Raw genomic sequence first — 26,090 nt, forward strand, 5'->3', positions numbered from 1 at the left:
GGGCATCACCGCTGGGTTGCTGAAGAAGCCGCTGTAACGGGTGCTGGTGCCGGAACTGGTGCTGGTGCGCTGTAAACCGAGACCTTCTGCCCCGGCGACAAGACATGCACCCCGGCACTCACCACCTTTTGGCCCACGCTCAGGCCCGACGCGATCACCACCTCATTGCCATCGACCGTGCTCACTTGCACGGGCTGCAAACGCACCGTCATGGTCGCTTCGTCCAGCACCCAAACCGCACTGCCTGCCCCTTCTTGGCGAAGCGCGCTGGTGGGCAGCTTGATGACTTGGGCTGTGCGGGGTGCCTCTTCAGCCGCCAGCACCGTCAACGTGGCCCCCAAAGGCAGGCGATCCGCCGCATCCAGCGCCAGCTTGACCGTGTAAGTGCGGGTCACCGGATCGGCCCCAGCCCCTACTTCGCGCACCCGGCCTTTGAACACCTGGCCCGTCCCCGGCCAGACCGCCTGCATGGCTTGTCCGGGCTTGATCGCCAAAATGGCCTGCTCCGACACGGCAAACACCGCATCGCGCGGGCCGTCATGCGCCAGACGCACCACCGGCTGCCCTGCCGACACCACTTGGCCGACTTCAACCTCCACAGCGGTGATCACCCCCGCAGCCGTGGCTTGCAACTTTGCATAGCCCGCCTGATTGCTTTGGGCCTGGGCCTGCGCCTTGACCTGCGCCAAGGTGGCTTCGGCCGCTTTCAGACTGGCTTCGCGGCGCTCCAACTCCACGCCGCTGATGAAGTTTTGCGCCTTCAAGGCCTCGAAACGCTTGAACTCGGCGGCCGCCAAGTCGCGCTGGGTCTGGGCGGCTGTCACACCGGCCATGGCCGCTTGCGCCCCCAATTGGTAATCCTGCGCATCTATTTGGGCCAGCACCTGACCTGCGCCAACACGCTGCCCCGCCTCAGCCTGGCGCTGCACCAGCTTGCCGGCTACCCGAAAACCCAGACGCGACTCGACCCGGGCACGCACTTCGGCGGCGTATTCACCCTGTGCATGGAGCACCGAGCTCCCCACCGTGAGCAGTTTGACCGAACGAACCGGCTCCTGAACCGCCTCCTGTCGCGAACAGGCTGACAACAAAGCCACCGCCGTGAACGCCGAAACCACACTCAAGCGAAGCGCCCAACGCCCGGCCCCTTGAGGCAAAGAGAAATGAAACATGAAAAAACCACCCAAAAATTAATGACTGACTGGTTAGTAATTTAAGCAAAGCCCTGCATTTTGTCAAGCGACAATATGCCTACACATGCCAGCCTCCACTCTTTTGACCCGCAAGCAACTGCCTCTTTTACGCGGCGTATCGCGTTCGTTTTACCTGACGATTCGTCTGTTGCCACCCGCCCTGCAAGGCCCCATTGCAGTGGGCTATCTGCTGGCCCGGGCCACCGACACCGTGGCCGACACCACGGCCCAGCCTGCCGCCGAACGCCTGGCTTTGCTGTCTGGCCTGGCCCAAGAGATTCAATCACCCGCAGGGTCCCTGCAAGCACTCCAGAGCCTGCTCAACCAGTTTGCCCGCCACCAGACCGACCCGCATGAGCGGGCGCTGATGCAGGCCCTGCCCGACTGCCTGCCCCTGCTGCACGCCCTGGCCCCCGACGACCAGGCCAGCGTGCGCTGGGTGCTGGGGCACATCACACGCGGGCAGGTGCTGGACGTTCAGCGCTTTGGCCAAGGGCCTGCAGCCCTGGCGACCGAATTTGAACTGGACGACTACACCTGGCTCGTGGCCGGTTGCGTGGGCGAGTTCTGGACCGAGCTGTGCGAGCGTCACCTGCCCGGCTTTGCCACCCAAAGCGCAGACGCCATGCGTCTGGCGGGCCGAGCCTATGGCATGGGCCTGCAAAGGCTCAACATCCTGCGCGACGCCGGGGCCGACCTGGCCGCGGGCCGCTGCTACTTGCCTGCGGCGCGCCTGACCCCACTGGGCCTGAGCCCCGAGCAGCTCAGGCAAGCCACTCACTCGTGTGATGCCGCTGCGCTGCAACTTTTGGCCCCCTTGTGGGGTGAGTACCTGCAGCAAACCCACACCCAGCTGAGCGAAGGCCTGCATTACAGCCAGTGCCTGAACAGCCGCCGCCTGCGCCTGGCCAGCGCTTTGCCCGCCCTGATCGGCGCCCGCACCGTGGCCCTGCTGCGCCAGACAGGCCCACAAGCCCTGACCCAGCGCGTGAAAATGCCGCGCCACGAAATGCGCGCCTTGCTCTGGCGACTGCTGTGGCGGCTGGCCTCACCCCATGCCCTGGACCGAGAATTTCAGCGCCTTTCCCAGTGAGACAATCCCAGCCCATGAGCCCGCAAGACTACGTCCAGCAAAAAGCCGCCGCCTCGGGCAGCAGCTTCTATTACGCCTTTTTGTTTTTGCCCCCCGAGCGGCGTGCGGCCATCACCGCCTTTTATGCGTTTTGCCGCGAAGTGGACGACGTGGTCGATGAAATCAAAGACCCCAGCGTGGCCGCCACCAAACTCGCCTGGTGGCAAAAAGAAGTGCATCAAGCCTACGCAGGCCAGCCCAGCCACCCCGTCATGCACGCCCTCATGCCCCTGGCCCCTGCCTTCTGCATCGAAAGCCGCCACCTGATGGCCGTGATCGACGGCTGCCAGATGGACCTGAACCAAACCCGTTATCTGGACTTTGCGGGCCTCACGACCTACTGCCACCTGGTGGCCGGTGTGGTGGGCGAAGTCGCCGCCCGCATCTTTGGCCAGACGGACGAGGCAACCACCCTGTACGCGCACAAGCTGGGCCTGGCCTTTCAGATGACCAACATCATCCGCGACGTGGGCGAAGACGCCATGCGCGGGCGCATCTACCTGCCGCTGGACGAACAGCAACGCTTTGGCGTCAAAGCGCAAGACCTGATGCAGCGCACGTATTCAGACAACTTCACTGCACTGATGAAGTTCCAGACCGACCGCGCCCACGCCCTGTACGACGAAGCCCTGGCCCTGCTGCCTGCGGCCGACCGCCGCGCCCAAAAACCCGGCCTCATGATGGCCAGCATCTACCGCACCTTGCTGCGCGAAATCGAAGCCTCGGGCTTTCAGGTGCTGCACCAGCGCATTGCGCTGACGCCGCTGCGCAAGTTGTGGCTGGCTTGGAAGATGCAGGCGCTGGGGCGGTTTTGAACCCTCAACGCAAAGGGCATGCACCTTAGACGTCTCAGCAAGAACGTCAGACGCCAGCCTCTGGCAGGCCATGGATACGGATTTCGCCACCCAGCGCTTGAATGACGCGCAGCACTTGTGCCAGTCGCACCGTAGGTTTGCCAGCCTCCAGCTCCACAATAAAGCGCACGTCCACCCCTGCCGCCATGGCCGACTGCGGCCTCGTTAGCGCCAACTGCTTGCGGGCCGTTCGAATGGCCGCGCCCAATTACTGGGATGAATGAATGCTGGTCATGACTTGAAAAATTTCCCGTTCAGGTAATTTGTTGCCTGAATTCACGTGAAAGCAAGATGTATTTACCGAACGGAAAATTTTTTGTAATTCAAACGGATATGGCTGATTAATTTCCCGTTCAGGAAATCAATCCATCAATCGACTATGCCACCCGAGTTCGACAACGGTTCAGGTGTTGCACTTCGCTTTTGAATCAGACTTCTATTGAAGTTCACCAGTAATGCCAAAATGCATACGCAGTCAAAATAAAAGACCAGCCAATGATGGCAATTCGTACAATATGTCCGGGTAGATTCCGCACTATTTTGGCGGTGCAATAACCCCCTATCACTGCGCCCGCCATCATGGTCAGGGCTGGTTCCCAGCGTACTAGACCAGAGCGACTGAATACCAGAACGCCAATAACTGTCATGATGGCAATACTGGTGTTTCTAAGTGCGTTTGCTTGGTGAATATTCATGGGACTAAAAATAGCATAGATAGCCATCAATATGATACCCATTCCCAAGCCAAAATATCCACCATAAATAAACACCGAAAGCTCCAGCAGCAAAGAAACCCCCAGCCATTTTCGAGGATCAAATGATGGAATAGTTACTAATTTTTTCTTGAGGCGCGGGCCGAACGTAAAGCACAGTGTTGCAAAAAGCAGCAGCCATGGAATAGCGCTTAAAAAAGAAGCGGCTCCCAACTTTACGAACAATAGCGAACCGACAACCCCGCCCACTGCGGCCAAGGTTAAGCGCGGGACCAAACCCGGGTGCAATTGCCATAACTCTTTGCGATAAACCAGGGCTCCGACGATATTGGCGGGAAGAAGTGCCACAAAATTGCAAGCGTTGGCCTCCATTTCTGTCAGACCTGTAGCGACCAGCAGCGGGAAAGTCATAAAACCGGCACCGCCAGCTACAACATTAATCACGCCAGCCAGCAACCCGCCTGCAAATAAAATGATTTGATGGTAATCTGTCATAATATTAATTAATTATTTTTTATATCATAAAATTCAGCCATGCCTTGGTATCTATTTTGTAAATTCATTTTTATTCCAGTTGTATTTAATTGTGACGATAACATTCATGTAATTTAATTTTTTAAAAATATCAATGGATAACTCCTTCTGGTTCAATGCAATTACGAGGGCCCCTCGTTGTTTCGTGCGGCATACAACAGTCAAAATCTTCCATCGTGATCGATCCTTGAGGGGATTTGGGTGTGCGGGTATCTGGGCAGTCTGCAGTTACACGGGAAAAGTCCAAACACAAAACAATTATTGCATACTTTTATATTAATTTTAATTTATAAAAATTCACATTATGTTCTGCTTGGATGATTGCATTGGGCCAGTTGACCGAGGTTTTTCGGTAAGACTTGCTTTGAGTGTGCTGCCAGGACGAATAGCAAATCCGACCGCGTGAGTACAACTGTTCAAGACGTTTTGGGCATTACAAGCCTGCGAACTGGGGTCTAGTCCAAGCCTTCGAGAAGCACCAGCTATGCGGCATCTTCGCCTGTGGTTTTGTGCGTGCGTGCCCGCTGCAACGACTGCGGGTACGACTTCTCGGTGGCCTTCTCCTGCAAAGGCCGGGGTGTGTCCCCTTCATGCAGCACAAGGCGCATGGCAGAGACTGCGGCGCACCTCACCTACCACGTCTTCCCCCGCCTACTGAGCTAACCAAGCAGGGGCATACCGAAAGTTCAGTCGACCCTCTATCAAGCTCAGAGTGCCCACATGATCGGCAAAGAGCCAAACCTCCAGTTCATGCGCCATCGGCATGTCCTTCGCGTTGCGCTCCAGCCATGACACCGGGCAAACCATTCAAGGCCATTTCGCCGCCCAATGCGTCGATGACGCGCAGCACCAGTGCCAGTCGCACCGAGGGCTTGCCTGCCTCCAGCTCCACGACAAAGCGCACGCCCACCCCTGCCGCCAGGGCCAACTGCGGCTGCGTGAGCGCGAGCTGCTTGCGGGCAGTGCGGATGGCATCGCCCAATTGCTGGGGTGAATGAATACTGGTCATGGCTTGTTGAATTTACCGTTCAGGAAATTTTTTACCAGAAATCACTTCAGGGCAAGGTGTATTTCCTGATCGGGAAATTTTTTTAATTTCAAACAAACATGGCTCAATAATTACCCGTACGGGAAATAAATCTATCACTCAAGGACGCCAAGCACCGCGCTCACGCCGCTGCGCAAGCTGTGGCAGTGGCGTGGAAGATGCAGGCGTTGGGGCGGTTTTGCACCTCGTCTATTGATCTATATTTCGATAAAAACTTAATGCAATACAATAATTTTTTATTGTCTAAATTTCATTTTTAAGTTCCAATGCACACTTTTCACAAGGAAGCATGGCATGAACTTACCCCCATCACTCACCTCGGCCCACCACGCCGATCTGCGGCGTAAAGTCATCACAGTCATTTGGTCCTTGCGGATCGTGGCTTGCATCTACACCGCGTGGGTGTTCTGGTTGATCATTCGGCCGCTGCGGGACAGCGCAGGATTTCTAAACCAGCTTGGCCACTACTGGCACCGCGACTTAAATACCGCAGCCCCCTGGCAAGTCTGGAGCGTGGTCAGCTTAAACCTGATCATTTGGTTGCTGCTGTTTGTGGCGGTCATCTGCATTTGGCGAGCCAGCCGACAGCTCTTGCAAGACATGGGCATCGGTCCAGTCACTAGTTCTTGGTTTCAACGTGGCGCATGGGCAGGACTTTGTAGCGCCTTACTAGGCATGGCAATTCGTCCATTCATGAGTTACCTCTACACCCTGCACTTGTCCCCTGAGTTGCAACTTTGGCAATGGGAAGTCCACCCCAATGATTTGATGGATTTACTGATTTGCGGCGTCCTGCTCATGCTGTCCTACCTCATGGCCTGGATGTCGGAAATAGCTGAAGAAAACAAGGCGTTTGTCTGATGCCCATCGTCGTCCACCTCGACCTGATGCTGGCCCGCCGCAAGATGCGCTCACGCGATCTGGCCGCCGCCGTCGGTATCTCCGAAGTCAACATTTCCCTGCTCAAGTCCGGCAAGGTCAAAGGCGTGCGATTTGACACGCTCGAGCGCATCTGCGAGGTCTTGCAATGCCAACCGGGGGATTTGTTGGTTCATGAACCTGAAGCACCAGTGAAATCAAGCACCCCATGAACCACCATCAGACTCCTCCCATTTGGAACAACCATGACGACATGCGCTACCGGCGCAAGCTCATGCTTTTGTGCGGTTTATCGCCCTTGCTCAGCTCATGTGCGACAGACTTTTCCCAACACAAAAACACATCGCCCACCGATCTGGCCAGGCAGCTTGGCATCTGTTCAACCAGTTATGCGACGCTCAAAAACGGTCAAATGGATCAAATCCAAACGGTTTCGGGGTGTTCCAACAAACACCCGCTGACTGCGGATGCCATTTTCCAGGCGGCATCTCTGACCAAGCCTGTCACGGCCTATGCGGCACTGCAATGGGTACTTGCGGGCAAGCTGGATTTGACAAAACCTGTCTCGCACTACCTGCCCAAGGGTTACATACATTTCCATAAAGTTCTGGCAAGGACCGTCAACGATCCTCACGATGTAATGCCGCCCCGCGCTCTTTCCAATATTCCGCTCGGAACCCTGCTCAACCACACTTCGGGCCTACCCAATTGGTCGGCCCAAGCCATGAACCCAAGCCCTGCCCCCGGCCAACTTTGGCAATATTCCGGTGAGGGCTACATGCTTTTGCAAGGTGTCCTGGAAGCCGTCAGCGGACAAAGTTTCAGCGACTTCATGGATTCGCAAGTTTTCACACCCTTGGACATGAATCACTCCAGCTTGGTCTGGCATGAACAACACCACAGCGAAGTCCACTCAGACGCAATCCCAGGCCTATGGGCACCACGCCCAGGCAAGTTCAAGCACGCACTGGCCGCCGCATCGCTGTACACCACGGCCCCGGATTACGGCAAGTTTCTTTGTGCGGTCTTGCGACAGGAAAAACTCCTCGCGCTGACTTTGTCATCACCGGTCAAGGTTGACCGATCACTCGGCCTCGAATGGGGATATGGCTGGGGCATCGAGCGCAGCAACAACGGGCCTCACCTTTGGCACTGGGGCAACAACCCAGGATTTCGTTCATTCGCCATGTTCTCACCGGTGTCTGGCAATGGTTTGGTTGCATTCACCAACCACCACCAAGGGATCGCCATGGCGTCCCGCATCGCACAAGACGTGCTGCCCGGCGAACACCAAGCATTCAACTTCCACATGGTTTCTTGAGCTTTGGAAAAGACGACATCATGATCCGACTGCGCACCCTCACACTCCTTTTGACCTTGGCACTCTTGAGTGGTTGCGGCATGCTGCACAGCGTGGCGCAAAGCGGCAAATTGCTCGCCCCTGAAAGTTTTGGCCTGATCCCCATTGCGCCCCATCTGTATGTCGAGGCCGGGACCGATGAAGCCACACAGGACCGACTGCGCGCAGACATGGACCGCGCCGAAGCGGCCATCCGCAGGGCCTACGGCAGCGTCAGCGCACGCCCCACCGTGCATGCCTGCGTCACCGAAAAATGCTATGCCGCCTTCGGCGGGCGAGGTTCCGTCGCCAGGGTCTTTGGCCAACGCATCTTGCTGTCGCCGCGTGGCTTGAACTGGCACTTTCTGGCGCACGAATGGTCACATGCAGAAATGAGCACACGTTTGACCCTGTTTGCGTGGAAACGCATGCCATCGTGGTTTGACGAAGGTCTGGCCGTGACCATCAGCGAAGCACCCGAGCATTCAGAAAATCACTGGCAATTTCTGATCAACACCCACATTCCCCGGCCCACACGCGATGAGTTGCTGACCTATCAATCTTTGCAGCAATGGCTGGCTGGCGTTCACCGCTTTGGTGACGACAAGAACTTTGAACGCGTGGCCCAAGGCCAGCCCACCCTCAGCCCCGTGTATGCCGCCGCCGGGCACGAAGTGCGCCCCTGGCTGGCCCAAGCGGGCAGCCAGGGCTTGCTGCACTTGATTCAGCGGATGAACGAAGGCGCGGACTTTGATTCCGCATATCAACCCAATCCCAAACAACCGTAGCGCATGGCCATTGAATTGCCAAGCCCAGCAAATTTTCCCAACGCAACACCGCTACAGACCTCCATGAGCCCAAAACGCCATGCCCATCTCATTCAACTGCCAATCGCTATCGGCATCGCTTGCACGCTGCCCGCTTGCAGTATCAAGACCCAACAGGGTTTGCAAGCCGTAGGGGGCATGTTGGTTCACGAAAACTACAAAGAGCAAAGCAAACGACTTTGCGCACAACAAACCGACAGTGCCTTGCGCTTCCAATGCGATCAGAAGGCGCAAAAAGATTTTGAAAAATTTCAAAAACAAACAGGGGAAAAACCATGATCAGGAACACGAGAAAGACCGCCTTTTACCGCTTCACACGCTGGGGCCTGACCGCCTTGATCGCCACACTGGCCGGTTGCGCCAGCATGCCCTCACCCTCCACCGACGCCGCACCAGCCTTGATCCCCGTGCGTCATCTCGTGGCCGATTGGAACGGCTCCGGGGCTTATCAAATTTCGCCCGATGGACAGCGCCTGATGTGGCTGGCCCGCTTGGGTCTGGGGCCAGGGCTATTTGTCAAATACCTGAAAACAGGTGAGGTCAACAGCTACAACGTCCCATGGGGCGGTGTCTGGGCACGCGACAGCCGTCACATCCTGGTGCACTTGTCCACCCACGGGGACGAAAACACCCACATCTGGATGCTCGACACCGACCAACCCAAGCAAGCTGCCCGAGACCTGACCCCGTTTGCCGGGGCCCGCTCTTACATTCTGCGCACCTTGCCGCAGAGCAACGACCTGATCATTGCCAGCAACCGGCGTGACCCCAAGTTCAACGACGTGTACCGCTACAACATGGCTACAGGCAAACTCAATTTGCTGGCCACCAACCCGGGCCATGTGGGCTCATGGCTGGTCAATGATGACGGCGAGGTGATGGGCCGCGCCCGGCTTGAAGGCGAAGAATGGGTTATCGAAACCCCGGGACCCAACCCTGAACAAGCCTGGACAAGCAACTTTCGCGTCAGCTACTTCGACACTGTTAGCCCTGTGGCCCCCAGCGCCACACCCGGCCACTGGTGGGCCTTGTCCAACCGGGGGCGCGACAAACTGGCGCTGGTCGAGATCAAGCTGAGCGATGGTGTCGAGCGCGTCGAACACGCCGATGCCCGGGTGGACTTGGCGGGTGTCCGGTGGAGTCGCCTGCAAAACCGCCCCGTGGCAGTGGTGTCCGAGCCCGACACCCAGCACTGGCAGGCCTTTGACCCCGCACTTGCACAAGCCCTGCAAAAGCTCAAGGGCGCAAGCGATGCCCGCATCAGCATCAACAACCTGAGCGACGACGAGCGCTGGATGAGCGCCACCGTGTCCCGCCACAACGGCGGAGAACATGTGCTGTACGACCTGCAAACGCAGACTTTTGAGGTGCTGGCCCAACTGGGCAGCAGCCGCATGAACGCCACTGCGCGCCTTGCACCGCAACAGCCCGTCACCTTCAAAAGCCGTGATGGCCTTGATTTGCATGGCTACCTGAGCTTGCCGCCGGGTGTGGCCAAACCTTACCCCACGGTGGTCTATGTGCATGGCGGGCCATGGGCTCGTGATCTGCACCAAAGCAACGACCCGATGCTGCCCTTTTTGACCAACAGGGGTTATGCCGTGCTGCAAGTCAACTACCGAGGCTCCAGCGGTTATGGCAAAGCCTTCATGAACGCGGCTCAAGGTGAGTTTGCGGGCAAGATGCACAGCGACCTGACCGACGCCGTCGATGCACTGGTGGCCCAAGGCGTGGTGGACCCGCAGCGCGTAGCCATCAGCGGCGGGAGTTATGGCGGCTACGCCAGCCTGGTGGGCATGACACACACGCCGGGCAAGTTCAAATGCAGCATCAGCCTGGTGGGCATGTCCGATATTGCCGCCCTGCTGAACGATGCGCCACCCTATTGGGAATTGGGCAAACCCCACTGGATTCGCTACGTGGGCAACCCTGCCGACCCCGCCCAACGCGCCGCCATGCAAGAGCGTTCGCCACTGTTCAAAGCCGACCGCGTGCAAGGACCTATTTTGCTGATGCACGGCGTGCACGACCCTCGCGTCAAAGTCAGCCAGTCACTTCAAATGGCCGAGGCCCTGCGGGCGAACGGCAAGCCGGTTGAACTGGCTTTGTTCGACAAAGCCGGACATGGCTTTCAGCGCTGGCAGGACAACATGGTCGCCTACCGCAAAACAGAAGATTTTCTGGCCAGTTGCCTGGGTGGTCGCACGGGGGGGTTTGATTTTTTTGAGCTGGGGGCGAAGTTGTTTTGACAAGCCTGTCACCTGCCCTTCGCCATCACACGCATACGCTCACCAGATGCGGGTGAATTGCGGCACCTCGGGGCGCGGCTTGAAGGGTTTGCGTGAGCTGACTGTGCCCACGCTCAGGCAACAAATGGCGTGCTCTGAAGCACCCAGCCCCAGACCGGCTCTGAATGAATCTGCCTTGAGCGCCTTGCCACTCGTCAAGCCCGAGCCATAGTCCATGGCATGCGCCAGCAGCATGAGGTTTTGCACGGCGCAACCCGCGCTCAGCACACGCTCGTGCAGGTCGATGTCGGCAGAGCCTTTGGCTTCGTCCACGATCAGGAGCATCAGCAAAGGTGCCCGCAGGGCCTTGTCGCGTGCCTGCTCCAGCTGATCGTTGGAGGCGCTGGCATCGCGCTCCAGCAAGGCCGCAGCAAACAGCTCGCCCAGATGGGCCCTTTTGTGCGCGGGAATGATCAAAAACCGCCAGGGGTTGATGAGGTCGTGGTCGGGTGCGGCAGCGGCAGCTTGGAACAACTGTTCAATTTCGGCCGCATCCGGCCCCGGAGCGACCAGCCGCTTGGGCAGCACGGTCTGGCGCGAAGCGATCCATTGACTGGCCAGCCGTGTGGCGCTTTGTTTTTCGGTTTCACTCATGGGGCATCCCAACTTGCGGCTTGTGCCAGGTCCATCGTTTCATAAGGTATTTTCGATACACCCGCACATCGCCCTTCACTTCAGCGCACGGGCTTGCTTGTGGGCGGGGCGCTCCACACAGGCATGCAGCCAGGCGGAAACGGCCGGGTACTGCGCCAGCAAGTCACCGGCTGGACGCACCCAGCTGGCCACACTGGCCACGCACAAGTCGGCCACGGTGAAACGATTGGCGGCAAGAAAGGCTTCGCCTTTGGCGTTTTGGGCCTGAAGGTGTTTTTCCAGCACGGTCAACGGCACTTTCAGTCGGCTTTCCGCGCGATCGGCCAACTCGGGTTTGCGCTGATCGGCGGGCATGGCCATGCGGTGCATGAGCACGGTGAGGGCGTCACTTTCCAGCTCAGACACAGCCCAAAAGCTCCAGCGCAGAGCTTCGGCTTCTTCGCGGGGCGTGGCGGGCGTGATCGTTTGGCCGTCAGCCTTGCCGTGCACACGGGCGATGTACAGGGCGCAGGCCATGCTTTCCCACACGGTGACAGCGCCTTCGGGGCGCTCATCCACCACAGCCGGAATGTGCCCGTTCGGGTTGATGGCCAAAAACTCGAGCGTGCGCGTGGCACCGCCCTGGTAAGGCGTAGCGATGTGCTCAAACGGCACACCCAGTTCCAGAGCGGCCCACAGCGGGCGTGCGGCGCGGGATGCGCCAATGCCGTAAATCTTCAATGTCATCTCGGTCTCCTGATCGTCATATCTTGCCAATTCCATGTCGGGGCTGAAGCCCCCGACCCACAACAGGCCTTCCCTCGTAGGTCGGTACTCGAAGAGTCCGACGCTGGCAAGCTTGCCCCTATGCCTCGTTCAGGCCCTGCCGGTATGCGCACATCCGTCGGAGTCTTCGACCACCGACCTACAACACACATTCCCTCATCGGTCGACTTTGACCACCGACAACAGGCCTTTCCTCATCGGTCGCCCTCGACCGCCGACAACGGGCTTTCCCTCGTAGGTCGGTACTCGAAGAGTCCGACGCTGGCATGCTCACCCACATGCCTCATTCAGGCCCTGCCGGTATGCGCACATCCGTCGGAGTCTTCGACCACCGACCTACAACACACATTCCCTCATCGGTCGTCTTTGACCACCGACAACAGGCCTTCCCTCATCGGTCGTCTTCGACCACCGACCTACAGTACATATTCGGGCCAGCAGGCACACAAGGTGTGCAAGTCTCGCACTTCCAGATGCGGGCGAGTGTCGCTGCCGAGCCATTCGTGGCCTTCGCGGTTGAGCCAGGCGACCTGCATGCCAGCGGCCAATGCGCCCACGCAGTCGGCGTGCGCGTCGTCGCCAATGTGCAGCACCTCGTGCGGCGCAACGCCTGCGGCCTCTGCGCCGGCCAGAAAAATGCGCAAGTCCGGCTTGGCCACGCCCAGAGATTTGGCGCTCACGCTGGCGTGAAAATGTTGGCCAATGCCCACGCGGTGCACATCGGCGTTGCCATTGGTCAGCGCCACCACCGGGTAACGCTGGCTCCAAAATCGCAAAGCAGGCAGCGCATCGTCAAACAAATCCACCCGCTGCCGCTCGGCAAAAAAGGCCTCAAAAGCAGGCTCGGCCAGGTGCACCGGGTCACCGGCTTGCTGCAACAAGGCGCGAATCGACTGCAAACGCAAAAACGACAAGTCATGCGCCCGGTCGGCATGACGGGCGTTGATCTCGGCGCGCACGGCTTTTTTGAGTTCGGCATCGGCCGACAGAGCCGCCGTGCTGGGCGCATGCACGGTCAGCCATGCGGTCAACACGGCCTCAGCCCGGTGAATGGTGGGCCAGACGGGCCATAAAGTGTCGTCCAGATCGAGGGAAATGGCTTTGATTTGGGAAATGTCAATCATGGTGGTGGGAGAATACCGCATGGCATTTCAACAAGAACCCTCCTTCCAGCATGGTCAGGCTGCCCGCACGGCCATCCTGTATTGCAACCTGGGCACGCCCAGTTCGCCCACGGCCCCCGCCCTGCGCAAATACTTGGCCGAGTTTTTGGGCGACAGCCGTGTGGTCGAAATTCCAAAACCCATCTGGTGGCTGATCTTGCACGGCATCATCTTGCGCGTGCGCCCAGCCAAATCTGCCGCCAAATACGCCAGCATCTGGACCGAGGGCGGATCGCCTCTCAAAGTCTTCACCCAACAACAAGCCCAGTCGCTGGGCACCGCCTTGCAAGAACGCGGCCATAAGGTCAGCGTGCGCTACGCCATGCGCTATGGTCAGCCGTCGATCCCCGAGCAGCTGAACGCCCTCAAAGCCGAAGGCGTGCAGCGCGTGCTGATCGTGCCCGCCTACCCGCAATACAGCGGCACCACCACGGCAAGCGTGTTCGACGCGGTCTACCGATGGGGCCTCAAAACGCGGCTCATCCCAGAGATGCGCTTTGTCAACCGCTACCACGACGACCCGCGCTACATCGCCGCGCTGGCGCAGACGGTGCGTGAACACTGGGCGGCCAAGGGCCAGGCCGAGCAACTGGTCATGAGCTTTCACGGGGTGCCCGAGCGCACCTTGCAGCTGGGCGACCCCTACCACTGCGAATGCATGAAAACCGGCCGCCTGCTGGCCGAAGCGCTGGGCCTGTCCAAAGACCAATACAAACTCACCTTTCAGTCGCGCTTTGGAAAAGCCAAATGGCTGGAGCCCTACACCGAACCCACGCTGATCGCCATGGCGCAGCAAGGCGTGAAAAAGGTGGACGTGATCTGCCCTGGCTTTACCAGCGACTGCCTGGAAACGCTGGAAGAAATCCAGCAAGAAGCGCAAGAGGCTTTCTTACACGCAGGCGGCGAAAGCTTCAGCTACATCCCCTGCCTGAACAACCATGCGCAGTGGATCGAGGCGCTGGCCGACATCAGCCTGGGGCATATGCAGGGGTGGGACTTGTCAGCGCCGGATGCAAAGGCGCTGGCGTCGAGTCGGGAAAGGGCTATGGCCCATGGGGCGAAAATCTGACTCTGAATTGACCATCAGCGTATGAGCAAGCACTCGCTGCCGGATTGCCGCGTTTAGCTCTCAATGACAACTCTACGTCACTGCGAGAAGCCTGCGACGCGGCAGTCCAGCTTTGTTGTTGGATTGACCGTTAGAGGCTGCGCCGACCTACGCTGCTGGATTGCCGCGCTTGCCTCGCAATGACACATTCTCAGCATGTCGGGGCTCAAGCCGCTGACCTGCGAGCCATCAAGCGCCCAAATAACCCCGCCCCCTTAGCGCCTTTCTCACCTGATCAGGCGTTTCAAAGCGGATGCCTTGCCAGCCGTGTTGCTCAGCGGCATCGATGTTGTGCTGCACATCGTCGATAAACACCGGTTTGCCGCGCACGGGCCAACGGGCTTGGGCGGTGGCAAAGATGTCGGGCAGCGGTTTGATTTGATGCACATGCGCTGAAAAGATGCCTTCTTCAAACTGGCTGAAAAAGGCGTTTTTACGCATCAGATGGTCGGCATAGCCTGCTGGCATGTTGGACAGGTAATACAGCCGGTGGCCTTGCGCCTTCAGCTCGTGGATCAGATCCACCGTGCCGGGGATGGGCTGCAGGTGCGCCGGAATGCCGTCTATCAAACGCAACAAATCGGCCTCGGCCAAGCCGGTGCGCGCCGCGATGCGCAGGGCCAGCGCTTCGGGCTCGATGCGGCCCAAATCAAACAGCGCCCAATCGGCCTCAGGGTGAAAGGTTTCGAAAATCTGGCTGACCCATTCATGGGCGATGTCCTCACTGCGCACCTGCTCTGGGAAAAGCTCTTGCAGCAGCACCAGCGGCTGCCAGCGGAACACCACACCGCCCAAATCGAACACAACGTCTTTGCTCATCATTTCTCTTTCAAGGTTCAAGCCATTGATCCGCTACCGCTCAAGCAGCCAACGTCGGGGTCTTCGACCACCGACCTACAAACAAGGCAGCGCTTTCGCAGGTCGGCACTCGCAGAGTCCGACGTTTTTCGGTCTACTTCAGCAGCATCCATCAGCCCTATCGCTCAAACCACCAACGTCGGGGTCTTCGACCACCGACCTACAAACACAGCAGCGCTTTCGTAGGTCGGCACTCGCAGAGTCCGACGTTTTTCGGTCTACCTGCGCAGCCTCCATCAACCCTATCGCTCAAACCACCAACGTCGGGGTCTTCGACCGCCGACCTACAAACACGGCAGCGCTCTCGCAGGTCGGCACTCGCAGAGTCCGACGTTTTTCGATACACCACCTCGCCCCCATCGGCCCTATCGCTCAAATTGCGAACGTCGGGGTCTTCGACCGTCGACCTACAAAACAGCCTAATCGGTTGTTCAAACCGCCACCACCGAGACACCCCGCCCCGGCAAGCTCAGGGCCAGCACTTGGCCGATGCGCCAGTCGCGCTCAACCTCGGGCGAGACCACAAACACCTGTCCCAGTTCGGTGTCAAAGGTCAGCTCCACAAAGCTGCCCAAGTAGGACCATTGCTTGAGCTCTGCAGACAAGCTGCCCGGCAGGCTTTCGCCACCCGACAATTCGCGCCCGACCACCCAGGCCTCGGGCCGCACCGCCGCACGCGCCGCCCCCGGGGTCACCGCGTGGCGCGGAACCAAGCGCAGCGGACCCAGCTGCACAGACCCATCGTGGAGCGATTGACCATCAAACAGCACCGCTTCGCCCATGAACCCGGCCACAAAAGCCGAGGTCGGGCGTTCGTACAGGTCTTGCGGCGTGCCCGCTTGCGCAATGCGCCCGGCCTCCATGACGATGATCTGGTCGCTCACGGCCAGGGCCTCGCTTTGGTCGTGCGTGACATAGGCCACCGTCAAGCCCAGGCGCTGCTGCAAGTGGCGGATTTCGTCTCGCATGGACCGGCGCAGGCGGGCGTCCAAGTTGGACAGAGGCTCATCAAACAACAAAACCGAGGGTTCCAACACCAGCGCACGGGCCAGCGCCACGCGCTGCTGCTGACCGCCCGACAGTTCACTGGGCAGGCGCTCTTCGTAGCCCGCCAGCCCCACCAGAGCCAGGCTTTTTTGGGCACGCTCCTGGGCTTCGGCTTTGTGCACACCGCTCACGTCCAGCCCGTAGCGCACATTGCCGATCACGTTCATGTGCGGAAACAGCGCATAACTTTGAAACACCATGCTCACATTGCGCTCGGACGGGCCCAGGTGAGTGACATCCACGCCATCGATCAGGATCTGCCCGCCAGAGGGCGCTTCCAGCCCCGCGATCATGCGCAAGGTGGTGGTTTTGCCGCAGCCTGAAGGCCCCAGAATCGTGGTCAAGCTGCCTTTGGGCACGACAAAGTCGATGCCTTGCACCACCAGTGGCGAGTTGGCCCCGCCATAGCGTTTGCTGACTTGTTTGAATTGAATACCCATGCTTTTGAATCCTTGAATCAAGACACTGAGGTGGCTGTGGCCCGCCGCCCCAGCTGCCGCTCTCCCACCAGCTTCTGAATGCCCCAGGTGATGACCGACAGGAGCACCATGAGCACCGTGCAGTAAGCCAGCGCCACGCCATAGTCGCCATTGCCCACGCGGCCAATGATGTAGGTCGTGGCCAGTTCGTACTGCGCCGTGACCAGAAAAATCACCGCCGACACCGTCGTCATGGAGCGCACAAAGCTGTACACCAACGCCGCCACCAGCGCGGGCTTGAGCAGCGGCAGCACCACCCGGCGCAGTGTGGTCAGCGTGCTGGCCCGCAGCATTTGCGAGGCTTCGTCGAGCGACCGATCTAATTGCTTGAAAGCCGCAGTGCCCGCCCGCACGCCCACCGGCAAATTGCGGAACACAAAGCACAGCACAATGACCAAACCGGTGCCGGTCAGCTCCACCGGCGGCACGTTGAAGGCCAGGATGTAGCTCACGCCCAGCACCGTGCCCGGAATGGCAAAGGTCAAAAGCGCCGAGAACTCGAACGCCGCTTTGCCCCGAAATTCGGTGCGCGCCAGCAACCAAGCCATCAGCAAACCCACAACCGCACAAATGGGCGCGGCCATGGCCGACAAGCTGAGCGTGGTGAAGAGCGACTTCCAGGCCGTGCCCGCAAACACCCAGCCAAACTCGCCCTGCTGCACGTCAAACGCGGTCTTGAAATGGACCAGCGTGAATGTGAAGTCGCGCCCCCAGGTCTGCACAAAGCCGCCTGCAAACGCAAACAGGTACACCACCAGGGTGAAAAACAACCAAGGCCCCGCCACGCTGCGGCACACACGCAGCACCGCAGGCGGCAACGCCATGGCCACGCCCGCATCGCCCTTGCCCGAGACGGTGGTGAAACTGCTGCCCGAGAGTACCCGGCGCTGCACCAAAAACACCGTCAGCGCAAAACTGGTGAGCACCAGGGCCAGCGCTGCCGCCATGCCAGGGTCGAGCGCTGCGCCCACAATGGCAAAAAAGATCTCCGTGGACAGCACCGCGTACTGCCCGCCCAAAATGATCGGGTTGCCGAAATCGGCCATGCTTTCAATGAAACCCACCAAGAAAGCATTCGCCAGACCGGGCTTAAGCAGGGGCAGCGTCACCGTCCAGAAGGTTTTCATGCGGCTGGCGCGCAGGGTTTGTGCGGCCTCTTCCATGCTGGGGCTCACGCCCTGCACCACGCCACGCATGATCATGAAAGCAATGGGCGTGAAGGCAAACATCTGCGCCAGCCAGATGCCAAACACGCCATAAAACCAGCGCCCGGGCTCGATGCCGAAGGCCCACTCCAAGCCTTGGTTGAACAGGCCGGCACGGCCAAACAAAAGGATGAGCCCCAGGCCCACCACAAAGGGGGGCGTGATGATGGGCAGCATGGCCAGGATGTTCAAGGGTTTGGCCAGACGGGTGGCACCCCGCTCGGCCCACAAGGCCAGCAAAGTGCCCATGACGGTGGTCCCGGTGGCCGTGAAGAAAGCCAGCCACAGGGTGTTCCAGGCCACGCCGCAGCGGCCTTCGCCTGACACACAGCCCAAGCCCCAAACCCGCTCGGTGGCCACGCGCTCAAACAGATGCGTCCAGGCATAAGCGCCCGCATCGTCCACCCAGGCCGCCACCAAGGAACGCAGGACCGGGTACACCACAAACAGCACGAGCAGCGCCGTGCAGCCGACCACCGCTGCGGCCACAAACACATCGCCCCGAAAACCGCCCAAACGCGCCAGCGCAGCGCCCAAAAGCACCAACAAGCTGAGCAGGACCAACGCGGCCCCCCAGCCCATGCCGTACTGGCCAACCGGCAAAGCGCCCCACACCGATTCCAGCGATGCAAAAGCCCAGCCCGTGGCCCCAATGGCAAAACCACTGCCCAACAGGCACAGCAAGCCCGTCATGCTGCCCAGCAACAACAGAGCACCTTGCTGGCGGGCAGGCCAGGGCCGCATGACGGCCAAGGCGCAGCCGCCCAAGCCCAGCGCAGCCGACCACAGCCAAGGCCGCCCATGTTGCAAGGCCTGCGCCCAGCCGCTGGCCGTTTCGGCCCCAGCCCAGACGCCGGGCAAGGCCGCCATGAGGGACGTTTGCTGCAAAAAATACCAAGGCAGCAGCGCAAAGCTGAGCAAGCCCAAAAGGACCCACCCTTGCAAAGCGCGCTGCAAACGCAACGCTGGATTCATCTCAGACTTTCACTCAGCGCGGCAGCGAATTGACTTCTTTTTCCCAGCGCTGGATCAGGCGGCGGCGCTCGGCCGTCTGGCCGTATTTGGCATAGTCGTAATTGATCATCTTGATCTTGCGGAAGTCCGGCACACGCGGGTCCACCTTGGCCTCTTTGTGCGAAGGCAGCTGGAACTGCAAAGTGGCCGCAGCCAGCTCTTGCGCAGCGGGGGTCAAGGCCCACTCATAAAACTTCTTGGCAGCCTCCAGATTGCGGCTGCCGCGCACGATGGACATGGAACCAATTTCAGCCCCTGTGCCATCGGACGGGGTGATGGTCTCGATGGGAAAGCCTTGGGCCTTTTCACCGGGGCCGTCGTGAACAAAGCTGATGGACACCGCCGTCTCGCCCCGCGCTACCGCCTTGATGGGGCCGGTACCCGAGCGGGTGTAAGTGCCGATGTTTTTGTGCAGGCCCTTGAGGTACTCAAAAGCTTTCTCTTCGCCCATGAGCTGCACCAAGGTGGCGATCATGGTGTAAGCCGTGCCACTCGACGCTGGGTTGGCCGACTGGATTTCGCCTTTGTATTCGGGCTTGAGCAGGTCACCCCAGGTTTTGGGCACGGGCAGCTTTTTCTTGGCCAGCAGCTCGGTGTTGTAGCCAAAGCCCAGCGGGCCAGAGTAAATGCCCACGGTTTTGAAACCGGCTTGGGCCGCTTGCTTTTGCGCCCAGTCGTGCAACTTGGGCAGCGTGGGCGATTTGTATTCGAGGCTCAGGTTTTGCTCGGCCGCCTGCAGGTGCGGGTCTCCCGTGCCGCCAAACCAGATGTCGGTCTTGGGGTTGGCTTTTTCTGCGGCCAGCTGGGCAATCGCTTCGCCCGAGCCCTTGGCTGTCATGTTGACCTTGATGCCCTGGCTTTTCTCGAACGTGACCGCAATCATGCTGCACCAAGCGGCTTGGGCCGAGCAGATGATGTTGACTTCGCGGTTTTGGGCTTGGGCGCCTGAGGCCAGCAAGGCCAGCACAAGTAGCAATTTCGGGGTGCGCATGTTTTATCTCCTCTGGTGATCCGACCCATTTTCCCTCTAAACCCAGGTCTCAACCAGCGTGGAAACACCCATGATCAAACTGCTTCGATGAACTCGGTCACCCACTCTAACTGCTGCAACACATTCAGGGCAGGCGCATGACCGCACCCGGGCACTTCAATGAGTTGGAGCAAGCCCAATGCACCCGGTCCACGGCGGCGCATATCGATGACGGTTTCAGGCAGGACCAAATCAGATTCGGCTCCGCGCAGCAGCAAGACGGGTAATTTCAAAGCGTCGTAGTGCGGCCAGATCAGGTAGTCATTGGGGTGCGCGGTGAACTGCGTCACCATGGCCGGGTCGTAATGCGGCGTGACGCGACCATCGGGCAGCCGCCGGGTAGACGTTTCGGCGAGGCGTCGCCACTGCGCGTCGCTCAGCCACCCAAAGGGCTTGTAGACCTGCCTGAAAAAAGCTTCAAGCTCGGTCACCGTGGCAAAGGCCGGGGGCGTGCCCGCATAGGCCTTGATGCGCTCAATGGCCGCTTGAGCGAGTTCGGGCGCATTGTCGTTGAGCGTGAGGCTCAGGATGCGGTGCTTCAAAGTGGGCTCAACCAGGCCTGCCGCGCACAGCGTGCCAATCGCGCCGCCCATGGAGGTACCTACCCAGTGCACGGCACGCAGCTGCAGGCCGTCCATCAGTTCGCGGGCGATGCGGGCGTAAAAGGCCAGGCAATACTCCTGTTCGGGCAAAGCGCTCCACTGCGACAGGCCACGGCCCACCGTGTCGGGGCAAATAACCCTGAAACCCCGCTCGCTCAGGTGAGCGGCCAGCTCGTCCATGTCACGTCCGGTGCGGGCCAGGCCGTGCCAAGCGATCACCGTACCTTTGTCGGCCTGGCCCCAGTCGGTGTAATGGATTTCCAGCCCGGCGCAGGTGATGTAATTGGATGTGAAAGTCATGTCAGCCTCAAGCCCGTTTCCAGCCTCAACCCTGTTTCGAGGTTGCCAATGCCCTGAGTGCGGCTCGGGCGCGCAAGCGCCCCACCACCCCGGTCGGGAAGTAATAGACCGACAGCACAAACAGCAGGCCCAGCCAGAGCAGCCAACGGTCGGGCGAAAGCAGCGACGACAGCAAAGGCACAGCAACTGAGGCCTCACTGGCCAGGCGCAGCAAATCCTGCAAATAGCTTTGCGCCAGCAAGAACAGCACAGCCCCAATGGCCGCGCCATAAATGGTGCCCATGCCGCCGATCACCACGATCAAGAGCACGTCCATCATGATTTCAAAACTCAGTGAGGTGTCCGGCCCGTTGTAGCGCAGCCAAAGCGCCAGCATGGCCCCGGCCACACAGGCGTACAGCGCCGACAGCACGCTCGACAGGGTGCGGTACACCACCACGCGGTAGCCAATGGCTTCGGCCCGGAATTCGTTTTCTCGGATGGCTTGCAGCACCCGACCAAACGGCGAGTTGACGATGCGCAGGAGCGACAGCAGCATGCCCACAGCCAGCACGAACAACAGGTAGTAGCAGAGCAATCGCCCGTCCAGCGACACGCCCAGAAACGGCTCATCGCTGAATTCGGTGCTGGGCAGCAGCAGCTCGGGCAGCTTGAAACTCAAGCCATCTTCACCGCCCGTGAAGTCGGACAACTGCGAAGCCAGCGTCTGAAATGCGGCGGCCACGGCCAGCGTGATCATGGCGAAAAAGATCGCCCGCACGCGCAGCGAAAACAGACCAATGGCCAGCGAGAGAACCAGCGTGAGCGCCAGAGACAACGCAAAGCCCAGCCCGATTGCGCCCCAGGTCGGCCCCCAGGTGTTGGACGAGATGGCGATGCCATAGGCCCCTATGCCGAAAAACATGGTGTGCGCAAAGCTCACGATGCCGGTGTAGCCCAGCAGCAAATCAAAGCCCGCCACCAGCACCACAAAAATCAGCACCTTGGCCGCGACCGACAAGGCCTTGACGCCCGGGAAGAAAAACGGTGCAAAGGCCAGGCCCAGCAAGATCACAATCAGCACGGCGGCCAGCAAACGGCTGCGGGGCTGGTCATTCGAAATCAAACGGTTGAACATTGAATTTTCCTTAGCGGTTGGCCACCGGGTACACGCCCTGAGGACGCCACAGCAGGATGCCCGCCATCAGCGCGATGTTGGAAAACAGCGCCAGCTTGGGAGCCAAAAAGCCGGTGTAGTTGGCCATCAGGCCCACCAGCAAAGCCCCGATCAGCGCACCCCCCGTAGAGCCCAGCCCGCCGATGATGATGACGATGAAGATCAGCACATTCACCTGCGCCCCCATCTGCGGCACCACGTTTTGCTGGTAAAGGCCCCACATGACGCCCCCCAACCCGGCCAGCGCACTTCCCACCACAAACACGCCCACAAACAGGCGGCGAATTCGGTAGCCCAGCGACTCGACCATCTCGCGGTCCTGCACGCCAGCACGAATCAAGAGGCCGATCTTGGTGCGACCCAGCACCCACATCTGCGCCGCAAACACGGCCAGGCCAACCGCCACGGCCAGCAGGCGGTATTTTTCAATCGCTGCATCTCCCACCAGCACTGCCCCGCGCATGGCCTCGGGCAAAGGCAAGGCGATCTGCTGCGGGCCCCAGATGACCTTGATGAGTTCTTCGCCAATGATCATGCCGCCCATGGTGATCAGGATCTGCTTGAGGTGCTGGCCATAAACGGGCCGCACGATGAAGCGTTCAAACGCCAGGCCCACGGCAGCGGCCACGGCCATGGCTACAACCATGGCAGGCAGCACCGCTACCATGTTGCGCCACCACTCCCCCGAGCCGGTCCAATCGCCCATGGCACCCAGCACGCTGGTGGCCACAAATGCACCCAGCGCAATGAACAGGCCGTGGCCAAAGTTCAGCACGTCCATCAGGCCAAACACCAGCGTCAAGCCCGAGGCCATGATGAAGATGATCATGCCCATGGCCAGACCCGCCACGGTGAGTGTGAGCCAGGTCGAACCAGAGCCGATCAAAGGCCAGGCCAGCAGGGCCAATACAGGCACCAAGAGCAAGGGGCGTGTATCGATGTCTTCGAAAAATTTCATAAAGCCAGTCCCAACAAGGATTGCTGCAATGCCGTGTCTTCAGCCAGCGTCTGCATGCTGCCCGCATGCACCACGCGGCCGTTGTCCATCACGGCCACGGTGTCGCCCAGTTGCTGGGCGAAGTGGATGTTTTGCTCCACCAGCAAAATCGTCACGCCGCTGGCCTTGAGCTGCTCAAACGCCTCGATCATGTTCTGGATGATGGCCGGGGCCAGACCCTTGCTGGGCTCGTCGATGATCAGCAGATCACGCGGCTCCACAATCGCCCGCGACACGGCCAGCATCTGCTTTTGCCCGCCCGACAGCTTGCCCGCCGGGTGGTTCCAGAACTTTTCCACGGGTGGAAAAAGTTTGAAAATCCACTGAAGCCGTGCTTCGTCCATCTGCACAGCATGCTTGGCGTTGCGGGCGGCCAGCAGCATGTTTTCCTTCACGGTCAGGTCCGAGAAGATGCCCATGTTTTCAGGCACATAGGCGATGTTTTTTTGAGCAATGGCGGGCGTGTTGAGCCGCGTGATGTCTTCACCAGCAAACGTGATGCGCCCTTGAGAGGCTTGCCACAGGCCCATGATGGTGCGCAGCGTGGTGGTTTTGCCTGCCCCGTTGCGGCCCAGCAGCAAAGTCAGCTCGCCACGCGGCACGACCAGATCCACCCCGTGCAGGATGTGGTACGCACCGATGTGCGTGTGCACGCCTTCGAGGGTCAGTAAATTGGTGCTCATGCAGCCTCCCGAGCTTTGCCCAGATAGGCCTCTTGCACGATAGGCGATGCGATCACTTCACCCGGCTCGCCATCGGCCACCAGATTGCCGTTGTGCAGCACGATGATGCGGTCGGCCAGCTCGCGCACCACGTCCATCTTGTGCTCCACCAACAAGATGGTTTTGGTTTTGTCTTTTTTCAGTTGGCGGATCAAATTCAGGATCACTGGCGCTTCATCATGGCTCATGCCCGCCGTGGGTTCGTCGAACATGTAAACAGAGGGCTCGAGCGCCATCAAGAGCGCCACTTCGAGCTTGCGCTGGTCGCCGTGTGGCAGGCTGGCCACGGGGGAGTCTTGCTGCGCAGTCATCGACACGGACTGCAAAATTTCCAAAGCGCGGTTCGTAAGCTGCGCGTGATCGCTCCAGATGCTCCACAGGTTCAGGCCTCGGCGGTGCGCACCGTCTTTTGTGGCCTGCACGGCCAAGCGAACGTTTTCCAGCACCGACAAGTTCGGAAACAGATTGGTCAGCTGAAACGCCCGACCCAGGCCTGCACGGGTCCGTGCGGAGGCGGGCAAGCCGGTCAGCTCACGACCGTTCAGTTGGACCGAACCTGCCGTGGCAGGCAGCTGCCCCGAGATCAGGTTGAAGTAAGTGGTCTTGCCCGCCCCGTTGGGCCCGACGATGGCCGTGAGCGTGCCAGGTTCAAAGCAGCACGAGACCGCATTCACGGCCACATGACCGCCAAATCGCACCGTGAGGTTTTGGGTTTCAAGCATGAGATCAGTTCAAAAAATGGGCGAACCCGTCAAAGCAAAAGAACGTGATTTTTGTAGGTCGGCGGCTTCAGCCCCGACAAGTGCCTTCGCTTCACCACCATGTCGGGGCTAAAGCCACCGACCTACGCGCCCAAACGACAAGCACCGTCATCGCGACCGCGAGCCTGCGTGGCGGGTGACGATCCAGAAAATCGCCACGCCCACGAAACGAACCCGATCAACGTTTGTTGCGGATCGGCACGTTCATTTCTTCGGGCTTGATCTCGCGGATCAGTTCGGGCACACCCCAAGCGAAAGCCGGATCGATCTTGATCTTGAAGTGGTACATGCTTTGCATGGCTTGGTGGTCTTCCTTGCGGAAGGTCATCTTGCCCTTGGGCGTATCAAAGCTCATGCCTTCCATGGCGCTGATGAGCTTGTTGGCGCTGGTGTCGCCATTGGTCTTTTTCAGCGCTGTCACCAAGGCCATGGCCGATGAGAAGCCGCCTGCGGTGAAGAAGTCAGGCGGCGACTTGAACTGGGTGTAGTGCATGGACACCATCGCGTCGTTCACAGGGTTCTTGGGCATGCCGAAATAGTAGTAAGCCGCGCCTTCCATGCCGGGGAATTGTTTGTAAGCCACCATCGCAGGCAGGATGTTGCCGCCCGTAGCGATTTCGATGCCGTAGCGCTTCAAGTCCATGTCGGCGATCTTGAAGGGGTTGCCACCGGCCCAGATGATGAAGATGATCTTGCGCCCAGGCTGCCCTTTGAGCTTGTCGATCATGCGCTGTGCACCGGCGGTGAAGTCGGTGGTGGCGGGCGGCAAGTACTCTTCGTGCACCAGTTTGGATTTTTTCAGCGCTTCCTTGAAGGCCTTGACGCCGTCACGACCAAAAGCCGAGTCCTGCGCCATGGTGACAATGCTCACGCCGTCCTTGTCCACCGCCACGGCGTTGGCAATCGCATCTTGGCTGCTGTTACGGCCGGTGCGGAAGATGTATTTGTTCCACTTATCACCGGTGATGGAGTCGGCCACAGCAGGCTCGACCAGCAAAATCTTTTTGTACTCTTCGGCCACGGGCAACATGGCCAGCGCCACGGGTGAGGCGGTCGGACCCACGGCCAGGTCCACCTTGTCGTCGCCGTAAGCAGCAGCCAACAGGTTTTTGCCCAGGTCAGGCTTGCCCTGGTCGTCTTTTTCGATCACCACAATCTTGCGCCCCCCCACGGTCATGGTGCCGCCGGTGGCATAGTCCAGGCCCATCATCAAACCGGTTTGCGTTTGTTTGCCATAGGCCTCCAAGGGGCCTGTTTTGCTGTAAATGTGGGCAATCTTGATGTCTTTGCCCTGGGCCATGGCGGCGGGTGCCAGCGCCGTGGTCAAAGACAAGGCTGCCAACGAAATGAGGTGTCGACGGAACATGTGAGGATCTCCTGAATGAATGGTCGTGTGCTGCATCTGCGCATGGACTGTGTTGCACAAGCCGTGCCAAGCAAACGCAGTCACCACGCCATCCTAAACCCTTGTCGCGTCAAAGA

Annotated in this window: 26 protein-coding genes and 1 pseudogene; 10 read left to right on the plus strand and 17 right to left on the minus strand. The window is 59.6% G+C overall.

All coding sequences use genetic code 11. From position 1 onward, the window contains the following. Positions 1-5: 5 nt before the first annotated feature. A complete protein-coding gene (locus tag H663_RS26095; RefSeq protein WP_053171474.1) occupies positions 6-1,172 on the minus strand; it encodes an efflux RND transporter periplasmic adaptor subunit in 1,167 nt (388 codons plus the stop codon). 85 nt (positions 1,173-1,257) lie between these two features. Between H663_RS26095 and H663_RS26100 the strand changes: the two genes are divergently transcribed. Beyond that, on the plus strand, positions 1,258-2,286 hold the full coding sequence (locus H663_RS26100) for a squalene/phytoene synthase family protein (RefSeq protein WP_053170001.1): 1,029 nt from the start codon (positions 1,258-1,260) through the stop codon (positions 2,284-2,286). Between the two features lie 14 nt (positions 2,287-2,300). Then, a complete protein-coding gene (gene hpnD / locus H663_RS26105) occupies positions 2,301-3,140 on the plus strand; it encodes a presqualene diphosphate synthase HpnD (RefSeq protein ID WP_053170003.1) in 840 nt (279 codons plus the stop codon). A 46-nt stretch (positions 3,141-3,186) separates the two neighbouring features. Here hpnD and H663_RS26110 read toward each other — a convergent pair whose 3' ends face one another. Then, a complete protein-coding gene (locus tag H663_RS26110) occupies positions 3,187-3,387 on the minus strand; it encodes a helix-turn-helix domain-containing protein (RefSeq protein ID WP_240620395.1) in 201 nt (66 codons plus the stop codon). 238 nt (positions 3,388-3,625) lie between these two features. Beyond that, complete coding sequence (locus H663_RS26115) at positions 3,626-4,387, minus strand: sulfite exporter TauE/SafE family protein (RefSeq protein ID WP_053170005.1); 762 nt, start codon at positions 4,385-4,387, stop codon at positions 3,626-3,628. A gap of 500 nt (positions 4,388-4,887) precedes the next feature. Here H663_RS26115 and H663_RS26120 point away from each other — a divergent pair. After that, positions 4,888-5,080: pseudogene (locus H663_RS26120) on the plus strand (transposase zinc-binding domain-containing protein); the annotation flags it as partial. A 94-nt stretch (positions 5,081-5,174) separates the two neighbouring features. On the opposite strand, the gene H663_RS26125 reads toward H663_RS26120, so the two are convergent. Continuing rightward, positions 5,175-5,435: a helix-turn-helix transcriptional regulator gene (locus tag H663_RS26125; protein ID WP_053170007.1), complete on the minus strand. Its 261-nt coding sequence runs from the start codon at positions 5,433-5,435 to the stop codon at positions 5,175-5,177. A 333-nt stretch (positions 5,436-5,768) separates the two neighbouring features. Between H663_RS26125 and H663_RS26130 the strand changes: the two genes are divergently transcribed. The 6 genes from H663_RS26130 (at position 5,769) to H663_RS26155 (ending at position 10,768) form a co-directional block, all read left to right on the plus strand. Further along, positions 5,769-6,335: a hypothetical protein gene (locus tag H663_RS26130; protein WP_053170009.1), complete on the plus strand. Its 567-nt coding sequence runs from the start codon at positions 5,769-5,771 to the stop codon at positions 6,333-6,335. Continuing rightward, positions 6,335-6,565, plus strand: a complete 231-nt coding sequence (locus H663_RS26135; RefSeq protein WP_053170011.1) for a helix-turn-helix domain-containing protein — start codon at positions 6,335-6,337, stop codon at positions 6,563-6,565. Before H663_RS26130 ends, H663_RS26135 begins: the two co-directional genes overlap by 1 nt. Positions 6,566-6,765: 200 nt before the next feature. After that, on the plus strand, positions 6,766-7,674 hold the full coding sequence (locus H663_RS26140; RefSeq protein ID WP_240620422.1) for a serine hydrolase domain-containing protein: 909 nt from the start codon (positions 6,766-6,768) through the stop codon (positions 7,672-7,674). Between the two features lie 20 nt (positions 7,675-7,694). Then, positions 7,695-8,480, plus strand: a complete 786-nt coding sequence (locus H663_RS26145; protein WP_133239970.1) for a hypothetical protein — start codon at positions 7,695-7,697, stop codon at positions 8,478-8,480. Positions 8,481-8,483: 3 nt separating this feature from the next. Continuing rightward, entirely contained in the window at positions 8,484-8,798 is a 315-nt protein-coding gene (locus H663_RS26150; protein WP_133239971.1) for a hypothetical protein, read from the plus strand. Further along, positions 8,795-10,768 (plus strand): S9 family peptidase, encoded by a 1,974-nt coding sequence (locus tag H663_RS26155; protein ID WP_053170019.1) that lies wholly within the window; start codon positions 8,795-8,797, stop codon positions 10,766-10,768. Before H663_RS26150 ends, H663_RS26155 begins: the two co-directional genes overlap by 4 nt. A 39-nt stretch (positions 10,769-10,807) precedes the next feature. Here the strand turns inward: H663_RS26155 and H663_RS26160 are convergent, their stop codons facing one another. From H663_RS26160 to H663_RS26170, 3 genes are all read right to left on the minus strand, one after another. Further along, positions 10,808-11,401: a nitroreductase family protein gene (locus tag H663_RS26160; protein WP_053170021.1), complete on the minus strand. Its 594-nt coding sequence runs from the start codon at positions 11,399-11,401 to the stop codon at positions 10,808-10,810. A gap of 75 nt (positions 11,402-11,476) precedes the next feature. Next, positions 11,477-12,127 carry a glutathione S-transferase family protein gene (locus tag H663_RS26165; RefSeq protein WP_053170023.1) on the minus strand — a complete coding sequence of 217 codons (651 nt, stop codon included), beginning with the start codon at positions 12,125-12,127 and terminating at the stop codon, positions 11,477-11,479. A gap of 455 nt (positions 12,128-12,582) precedes the next feature. Further along, positions 12,583-13,290: an HAD family hydrolase gene (locus tag H663_RS26170; protein WP_053170025.1), complete on the minus strand. Its 708-nt coding sequence runs from the start codon at positions 13,288-13,290 to the stop codon at positions 12,583-12,585. A gap of 19 nt (positions 13,291-13,309) precedes the next feature. Here H663_RS26170 and hemH point away from each other — a divergent pair, with 19 nt between their 5' ends. Continuing rightward, the gene (gene hemH, locus H663_RS26175; protein ID WP_053171477.1) at positions 13,310-14,398 is read left to right on the plus strand and encodes a ferrochelatase; all 1,089 of its coding nucleotides are present in this window, start codon (positions 13,310-13,312) and stop codon (positions 14,396-14,398) included. 228 nt (positions 14,399-14,626) lie between these two features. Here hemH and H663_RS26180 read toward each other — a convergent pair whose 3' ends face one another. The 10 genes from H663_RS26180 to H663_RS26225 form a co-directional block, all read right to left on the minus strand. After that, complete coding sequence (locus H663_RS26180; RefSeq protein ID WP_165803867.1) at positions 14,627-15,256, minus strand: HAD family hydrolase; 630 nt, start codon at positions 15,254-15,256, stop codon at positions 14,627-14,629. 470 nt (positions 15,257-15,726) lie between these two features. Next, a complete protein-coding gene (locus H663_RS26185) occupies positions 15,727-16,782 on the minus strand; it encodes an ABC transporter ATP-binding protein (protein ID WP_053170029.1) in 1,056 nt (351 codons plus the stop codon). 17 nt (positions 16,783-16,799) lie between these two features. Beyond that, the gene (locus H663_RS26190; RefSeq protein WP_053170031.1) at positions 16,800-19,001 is read right to left on the minus strand and encodes an ABC transporter permease; all 2,202 of its coding nucleotides are present in this window, start codon (positions 18,999-19,001) and stop codon (positions 16,800-16,802) included. Between the two features lie 13 nt (positions 19,002-19,014). Further along, positions 19,015-20,031 (minus strand): ABC transporter substrate-binding protein, encoded by a 1,017-nt coding sequence (locus tag H663_RS26195; protein ID WP_053170033.1) that lies wholly within the window; start codon positions 20,029-20,031, stop codon positions 19,015-19,017. 74 nt (positions 20,032-20,105) lie between these two features. Beyond that, positions 20,106-20,972 (minus strand): alpha/beta fold hydrolase, encoded by an 867-nt coding sequence (locus tag H663_RS26200; protein WP_053170034.1) that lies wholly within the window; start codon positions 20,970-20,972, stop codon positions 20,106-20,108. 25 nt (positions 20,973-20,997) lie between these two features. Next, on the minus strand, positions 20,998-22,089 hold the full coding sequence (locus H663_RS26205) for a branched-chain amino acid ABC transporter permease (RefSeq protein ID WP_053170036.1): 1,092 nt from the start codon (positions 22,087-22,089) through the stop codon (positions 20,998-21,000). A gap of 10 nt (positions 22,090-22,099) precedes the next feature. Beyond that, the gene (locus H663_RS26210) at positions 22,100-23,086 is read right to left on the minus strand and encodes a branched-chain amino acid ABC transporter permease (protein ID WP_053170038.1); all 987 of its coding nucleotides are present in this window, start codon (positions 23,084-23,086) and stop codon (positions 22,100-22,102) included. Continuing rightward, a complete protein-coding gene (locus tag H663_RS26215) occupies positions 23,083-23,808 on the minus strand; it encodes an ABC transporter ATP-binding protein (protein WP_053170040.1) in 726 nt (241 codons plus the stop codon). The genes H663_RS26210 and H663_RS26215 overlap by 4 nt, the downstream gene beginning before the upstream one ends. Further along, on the minus strand, positions 23,805-24,569 hold the full coding sequence (locus H663_RS26220; protein WP_053170042.1) for an ABC transporter ATP-binding protein: 765 nt from the start codon (positions 24,567-24,569) through the stop codon (positions 23,805-23,807). Before H663_RS26220 ends, H663_RS26215 begins: the two co-directional genes overlap by 4 nt. 217 nt (positions 24,570-24,786) lie before the next feature. Further along, positions 24,787-25,974 carry a substrate-binding domain-containing protein gene (locus tag H663_RS26225; protein ID WP_053170043.1) on the minus strand — a complete coding sequence of 396 codons (1,188 nt, stop codon included), beginning with the start codon at positions 25,972-25,974 and terminating at the stop codon, positions 24,787-24,789. Positions 25,975-26,090: the final 116 nt, after the last annotated feature.

This window comes from Limnohabitans planktonicus II-D5 (genome assembly GCF_001270065.2).
Taxonomy (GTDB): domain Bacteria; phylum Pseudomonadota; class Gammaproteobacteria; order Burkholderiales; family Burkholderiaceae_C; genus Limnohabitans_A; species Limnohabitans_A planktonicus.

Excerpts from the sequence above, each read along its gene's own strand:
- H663_RS26195 (WP_053170033.1), bottom strand. The coding sequence starts at position 20,031 with ATGCGCACCCCGAAATTGCTACTTGTGCTGGCCTTGCTGGCCTCAGGC.
- H663_RS26100 (WP_053170001.1), top strand. The coding sequence starts at position 1,258 with ATGCCAGCCTCCACTCTTTTGACCCGCAAGCAACTGCCTCTTTTACGC.
- H663_RS26130 (WP_053170009.1), top strand. The coding sequence starts at position 5,769 with ATGAACTTACCCCCATCACTCACCTCGGCCCACCACGCCGATCTGCGG.
- H663_RS26220 (WP_053170042.1), bottom strand. The coding sequence starts at position 24,569 with ATGCTTGAAACCCAAAACCTCACGGTGCGATTTGGCGGTCATGTGGCC.
- hpnD (WP_053170003.1), top strand. The coding sequence starts at position 2,301 with ATGAGCCCGCAAGACTACGTCCAGCAAAAAGCCGCCGCCTCGGGCAGC.
- H663_RS26140 (WP_240620422.1), top strand. The coding sequence starts at position 6,766 with ATGGATCAAATCCAAACGGTTTCGGGGTGTTCCAACAAACACCCGCTG.
- H663_RS26115 (WP_053170005.1), bottom strand. The coding sequence starts at position 4,387 with ATGACAGATTACCATCAAATCATTTTATTTGCAGGCGGGTTGCTGGCT.
- H663_RS26135 (WP_053170011.1), top strand. The coding sequence starts at position 6,335 with ATGCCCATCGTCGTCCACCTCGACCTGATGCTGGCCCGCCGCAAGATG.
- H663_RS26155 (WP_053170019.1), top strand. The coding sequence starts at position 8,795 with ATGATCAGGAACACGAGAAAGACCGCCTTTTACCGCTTCACACGCTGG.
- H663_RS26180 (WP_165803867.1), bottom strand. The coding sequence starts at position 15,256 with ATGAGCAAAGACGTTGTGTTCGATTTGGGCGGTGTGGTGTTCCGCTGG.
- H663_RS26190 (WP_053170031.1), bottom strand. The coding sequence starts at position 19,001 with ATGAATCCAGCGTTGCGTTTGCAGCGCGCTTTGCAAGGGTGGGTCCTT.
- H663_RS26200 (WP_053170034.1), bottom strand. The coding sequence starts at position 20,972 with ATGACTTTCACATCCAATTACATCACCTGCGCCGGGCTGGAAATCCAT.
- H663_RS26170 (WP_053170025.1), bottom strand. The coding sequence starts at position 13,290 with ATGATTGACATTTCCCAAATCAAAGCCATTTCCCTCGATCTGGACGAC.
- H663_RS26145 (WP_133239970.1), top strand. The coding sequence starts at position 7,695 with ATGATCCGACTGCGCACCCTCACACTCCTTTTGACCTTGGCACTCTTG.
- H663_RS26165 (WP_053170023.1), bottom strand. The coding sequence starts at position 12,127 with ATGACATTGAAGATTTACGGCATTGGCGCATCCCGCGCCGCACGCCCG.
- H663_RS26215 (WP_053170040.1), bottom strand. The coding sequence starts at position 23,808 with ATGAGCACCAATTTACTGACCCTCGAAGGCGTGCACACGCACATCGGT.
- H663_RS26125 (WP_053170007.1), bottom strand. The coding sequence starts at position 5,435 with ATGACCAGTATTCATTCACCCCAGCAATTGGGCGATGCCATCCGCACT.
- hemH (WP_053171477.1), top strand. The coding sequence starts at position 13,310 with ATGGCATTTCAACAAGAACCCTCCTTCCAGCATGGTCAGGCTGCCCGC.
- H663_RS26210 (WP_053170038.1), bottom strand. The coding sequence starts at position 23,086 with ATGAAATTTTTCGAAGACATCGATACACGCCCCTTGCTCTTGGTGCCT.
- H663_RS26225 (WP_053170043.1), bottom strand. The coding sequence starts at position 25,974 with ATGTTCCGTCGACACCTCATTTCGTTGGCAGCCTTGTCTTTGACCACG.
- H663_RS26095 (WP_053171474.1), bottom strand. The coding sequence starts at position 1,172 with ATGTTTCATTTCTCTTTGCCTCAAGGGGCCGGGCGTTGGGCGCTTCGC.
- H663_RS26160 (WP_053170021.1), bottom strand. The coding sequence starts at position 11,401 with ATGAGTGAAACCGAAAAACAAAGCGCCACACGGCTGGCCAGTCAATGG.
- H663_RS26150 (WP_133239971.1), top strand. The coding sequence starts at position 8,484 with ATGGCCATTGAATTGCCAAGCCCAGCAAATTTTCCCAACGCAACACCG.
- H663_RS26185 (WP_053170029.1), bottom strand. The coding sequence starts at position 16,782 with ATGGGTATTCAATTCAAACAAGTCAGCAAACGCTATGGCGGGGCCAAC.
- H663_RS26205 (WP_053170036.1), bottom strand. The coding sequence starts at position 22,089 with ATGTTCAACCGTTTGATTTCGAATGACCAGCCCCGCAGCCGTTTGCTG.